At 71.5% G+C, this 4,506-nt stretch carries 6 protein-coding genes and 1 pseudogene; 1 reads left to right on the forward strand and 6 read right to left on the reverse strand.

The genetic code is table 11. The features are described from left to right. On the reverse strand, positions 1 to 670 hold a 670-nt coding region (locus ACWDX9_RS60315; protein WP_449972909.1), incomplete at its 3' end, for a TetR/AcrR family transcriptional regulator. Between the two features lie 49 nt (positions 671 to 719). Between ACWDX9_RS60315 and ACWDX9_RS60320 the strand changes: the two genes are divergently transcribed. After that, positions 720 to 1,670 carry an NADP-dependent oxidoreductase gene (locus ACWDX9_RS60320; RefSeq protein ID WP_449972911.1) on the forward strand — a complete coding sequence of 317 codons (951 nt, stop codon included), beginning with the start codon at positions 720 to 722 and terminating at the stop codon, positions 1,668 to 1,670. Between the two features lie 184 nt (positions 1,671 to 1,854). Here ACWDX9_RS60320 and ACWDX9_RS60325 read toward each other — a convergent pair whose 3' ends face one another. The 5 genes and pseudogenes from ACWDX9_RS60325 to ACWDX9_RS60345 form a co-directional block, all read right to left on the reverse strand. Beyond that, a complete protein-coding gene (locus ACWDX9_RS60325) occupies positions 1,855 to 2,430 on the reverse strand; it encodes a dihydrofolate reductase family protein (protein WP_449972913.1) in 576 nt (191 codons plus the stop codon). A gap of 134 nt (positions 2,431 to 2,564) precedes the next feature. After that, a pseudogene (locus ACWDX9_RS60330) lies at positions 2,565 to 2,783 on the reverse strand (transposase); the annotation flags it as partial. 140 nt (positions 2,784 to 2,923) lie between these two features. Next, positions 2,924 to 3,061: a hypothetical protein gene (locus ACWDX9_RS60335; protein WP_449972915.1), complete on the reverse strand. Its 138-nt coding sequence runs from the start codon at positions 3,059 to 3,061 to the stop codon at positions 2,924 to 2,926. Between the two features lie 92 nt (positions 3,062 to 3,153). Further along, entirely contained in the window at positions 3,154 to 4,092 is a 939-nt protein-coding gene (locus tag ACWDX9_RS60340) for a hypothetical protein (RefSeq protein WP_449972917.1), read from the reverse strand. A gap of 222 nt (positions 4,093 to 4,314) precedes the next feature. Further along, positions 4,315 to 4,506, reverse strand: a 192-nt coding sequence (locus ACWDX9_RS60345) for a hypothetical protein (RefSeq protein WP_449972919.1), incomplete at its 5' end; no start/stop codon positions are given.

The following is a 4,506-nucleotide window of genomic DNA, read 5'->3' on the forward strand; positions in this document are numbered from 1 at the left end:
GGGGCGGCGAGAACATGGGGAACTTCACCGTCACCGGCAACTGGTCGACCAACGGCAGCACCAACGTGACCAACGGCGACCGCGGCAATGAAAGCGGCGCGCGGACGGGGTCGGCACGGAACGACTGGATCATCAGGGCCGCGAAACGGCGCGAGGCCGCCGCTCGCTGCTCGGGTGACTCGGCGCGGATGCCCTCGTTCGCCATCATCGCCAGGATGAAGTCCTCCAGGACGAAGTCCGCCCGCAGGCCGCCCGCCTCCTTCGCGCGCCGGATGAGTCGGAGCAGCAGCCGGATCGTACGGTCGCGGTCCGCGGCGAAGTACGGCAGCTGCGAGGTGAACGCGCCGGACAGGCCCCGGTCGAGGGCGTGCACCTCCATGAGCTTCTCGATCACCAGGCAGAACCCGCGCCACGGGTCGGCCTGCGCCAGCCCTTCCTCGACGACCGCCGAGCACATGGCGATCGGCTCGGCGAAGACCTCGCTGAGCAGCGCTTCCTTGGTCGGGAAGTGCCGGTAGACGGTGGCCGCGCCGACTTGCGCGCGCCGGGCGATCTCCCGGATCGGCGCGTCGAGGCCCTCGGCGGCGAAGGTCGCGCGGGCGACCGCGAGGATGCGCGCGCGGTTGTCGCGGGCGTCGGAGCGCAGCTTCTGACTCACTTCGGCCGTCACCGCTCTCACTTTAGTCAAACGGACGGGGTGTTCCGTTACGGTACGGCGCATGAGAGCAGTTCAGTTTTCCGAGTACGGCCCGGCCGGCGTGGTGCATGTCGCCGAGGTCGAGGAGCCGCATGCCGGGCCGGGGACGATCCGCGTCGCCGTACGGGCGTCCGGATTGTCGACGGGGGAGACGTCCATCCGCTCAGGGAAGATGCGTGACGTGGTGCCCGTGACGTTTCCGTACCGGACCGGGTTCGACGCCGCCGGCGTGGTGGACGAGGTCGGCGACGGCGTCACGGGTGTCGGGGTCGGCGACGAGGTGTTCGGCATGACCGCCACGACCGCGCGCGGCGCCAACGCCGATCACGCGGTCCTGGCCGCCTGGGCGCCGAAACCGGCCGCGTGGAGCTGGGAGGAGGCCGGTGGTGCCGCAGGCAGCGTCGAGACGGCCACCCGGGTGCTCGACCGGCTCGCGGTCGGCGCCGGGCACACCGTGCTGGTGCAGGGCGCGGCCGGCGGGGTGGGCACGGTGGCCGTGCAGCTCGCGGTCGCCCGTGGCGCCACCGTCATCGGCACGGCCGGGGAGCACAACCACGACTTCCTGCGCTCGCTGGGCTCCGAGGCGACGACGTACGGGGCGGGTCTGGTCGAACGGGTCCGCGCGCTGGCACCGGGCGGGGTGAACGCGGTGTGCGACTGCGCAGGAGGGGCGCTGCCCGACCTGATCGCCATCACCGGGAACCCGGCGCACGTGGTGACGATCGCTCCCGACCTCACCGCGGCGGCCCTCGGCGTGCACCTGTCGCACGGCGTACCGGCCGGCGACACGGCGGCGGCCGTTGGAGCCGCCGACCCGCTGGCGGTGCACGGCCTCGGCATCGCGGTCGAGCTCGCCGGGCAGGGCCGGCTACGGGTGCCGGTCGCGGCGGCGTTCCCGCTCACCGAGGCCGCCGCCGCACACGAGCTGAGCGAGAGCCGGCACGCTCGCGGGAAGATCGTGCTGGTGAACTGATTGGTAGTCCGAAAACGGGGCCGACGGCCGGCGCCGGGGATGTCGGTGTGAATCCGCGCGGTCGCGCCCTGGGATCGGCCATTCGCTGGTGGCCAACGTGTCGTCGTCAGGAGCACAGCGCCATACACCACGCACGCGGCGAGGATGACGATCCCGGCATGGCCCAACGACGCCCCGTCGCCGATCAACCGTGTCGGGTCGGTCGATAGGTCAGCACCTGCGTGTGGCCGTCGAAGGTCCGGGCCTCGAGCAGTTCGAGGTCGAAGTCGTCCGCACCGTCGAAGATCCGGTCCACGCCGGTCGACCCGGAGATCACTGGGAAGACCGTCACCTCGATGGTGTCGATCAGGCCGGCGTTCAGCAGCGTCCGGTTGAGCGTCAAGCTGCCGTGGGAGCGCAGCGGCACATCGGATTCGGCCTTGAGGCGCGTGACCACCTCGACAGGATCGCCGGACTCGATGGTCGTGTCCGGCCACTCGAGCGGCTCGGTCAGCCGGCTGGAGAGCACCGTGACCGGCGAGTCGAACATGCGCGTGATCCACCCGTCGAACAGGCTGCGGTCGAAGCCCGCGTCAAGGAACGGCGCGTTCGACGAGTAGGTCTTGGCCCCGAGCACCATGCGCAGCGGGTCGCGGTAGGCAGCGGCGCGATAGGCGAGGAATTCGGGGCCCTGCTTGCCCCAGTAGCCGCCCCAGTCGCCGTTGTGGTTGGCGAAGCCGTCGAGCGTGGAGAAGATGTCGAAGGTGTACGTGGCAGTCATGGTGTCTCCTTGCGGGCAGTTGGTCGCGCGCGCCTTGTGGCGGGCCTCACCCCTGCTACGAACACCACCGCCCCGATCCGACACGCCTCCCGGATTTCTTTCAAAACTTTCCGGGCTCATCTGATGTGGTCTGACCCGCCGGCCTCGAGTAGTGATCTGGCGAGGTTGCGGAAGCCCGGCGCGGAGTTGCGTAGGCGAAGGCGGCCGTTGATCGCTTCGGCCGGTCCGTTGCTGGTGCCGGCCCGATCGAAGAGGGCCGGCACGTCGGCGGCCCGGCGTTTGAGCGTTCGCCCGAGTGTGATCAGCTCGGTCAGGGCCGTGGGCACCGCCGCGCTGATGACGGTGATGGTCTTCGCCAGGTGGGTCTTCGCGGAGGCTCGATCGGCCCGCGGAAGGTTAGCGCAGCGCGGACCTCGCCCTGCTGGCCCGGACGTCCACCCCGGCCTTATGATCCGCTGCGCCGCATGGTCCACCGCCGGCCACACCGCGGGAGTCACCAGCGCGGCGACCTCGCCGAGGCCGAAGCCCAGGGTCTCGCGTCGCCGGCCAGTCGCCGTACGGCCATGACGTCGTCGGACCCGGCCGACCCCGCCATCAGCGGCAGTTCCTCCGGCGCCGCCTCGGCCACCACGTCACGGACTACGTCGCGTACTCGCGTCCCGTCCGTCGTGACCGTCCGGCCGCCGGACCGAGCTGCTTCACGAACTGCGCCGCTCGGACGCCTCAACCGCGCAGCAACTCCTCGCGCCTGGCCAGCAGTCGCGCGCGTTCGTTGGACAGCTCGGCGTCGCGGTGCCGCAGGTGCGTCCCCACGTCCTGGACCCATCGGGCCGTCCGCTCGACCTCGGCGCGGGTGTTCTCGATGCGCTGATGCTTCATCACATCGGTGATGATGTTGTCGAAGAACGTGTCGACGAACCACCGCGTGTCCACCTTGGGCAGGCGGGCCCGCGCGGAGACGCCGACGTCAGCGAGTTCGCGGGAGAAGACGTCCAGGGCCCGTTGGGCGTGCCAGGCGGCCTCGTCGGCGGAGCGCAGCCGGTTGTGCTCGACGGCGTCGGCGATCAGGCCGCCGCCCAAGAGGTCCCAGGTGGAGGCGCCCTTGGCCGAGCCGAGGTAGCCGAGCACCTGGGCCAGCGCGTGGAGTGCAGCCTGCCCGGCCTGGTACGCCTCCGTGTGCTCCCGCCGCTCCGCCGAGACACGGTCGAGGGCGGCGCCGAGGTCCGTCAGCTCACTGGCGCGGGCATCACCACGGGCGAGGAGCTGCCGCTCCTTCTCGGCCAGCAGCTTCTCGTACTCCTCCGAGGCCGTCGCGAGCCCCGCCAGCTCGGCCTCGATCGCCCGCTCGTCCGCCTCGATCTGGGCCAGCCGGGCCCGGTGGCCGTCGAGCCGCTGCCTGGCGGCGGCGGCCTCGGCACGCTCGCGATCCAACCGCTCCTCGCGCTGGCTCACCAGGCGGGCCAGGAAAGCGGTCAGCCCGCCTTCCAGGCGGGTGACGTCGGCCTCCTCCTTGGACAGGTCCTTCTCCAGGCCGGTCAGGGTGTGGTGAGCCTGCTGGATCTGCTCCTTGGTGGCCGCGTGTTGGCGCCGCAGGTGGTCGGCACGGTGCGTTCGGGCGGCCGCCACGCGCAGCCGCTCGTCGAGATCTGAAGAGCTCGTCACACTCCGGATGACGAACGAACAACCCCAGACGTTCCAACCAGGCAGTCGCCGAGCGCTCGGCCCGCGCGGCCGGGTCGTCGGCGGGGCGCAGGCCGAAGCTGCGCCCCCGGCCAGGACGGGAGATCTACCGCATCGAGGGGCGTCGGCTGACCGCCGCGGCGGCGGTCAGCAAGGTTGTGGGCAGGGCATGGCGCACGCAGGCGCGGCACGGTGCTTGGGGGCTCATAGGCGGCGCAGCTCGGCGATGCTGCGGTCGATCTCCTCCCTGACGTTGTCAGGATGCTTCACCAGCCGCTCACCGGCCGGTGCGGCGGTTTTACGGCGAGGGCGCGAAATGGCCGGCTGGCCCCGGCGGCCCGCCCACCGGGCCGCCGCGGCCGCGGGGCCGGCGTGGCCGTCAAGGTGATGGGAAGA

The organism is Nonomuraea sp. NPDC003201, assembly GCF_053590415.1.

Bases quoted from the DNA above. Each gene is read 5' to 3' on its own strand.
- ACWDX9_RS60320 (WP_449972911.1), top strand. From the start codon at position 720: ATGAGAGCAGTTCAGTTTTCCGAGTACGGCCCGGCCGGCGTGGTGCAT.
- ACWDX9_RS60325 (WP_449972913.1), bottom strand. From the start codon at position 2,430: ATGACTGCCACGTACACCTTCGACATCTTCTCCACGCTCGACGGCTTC.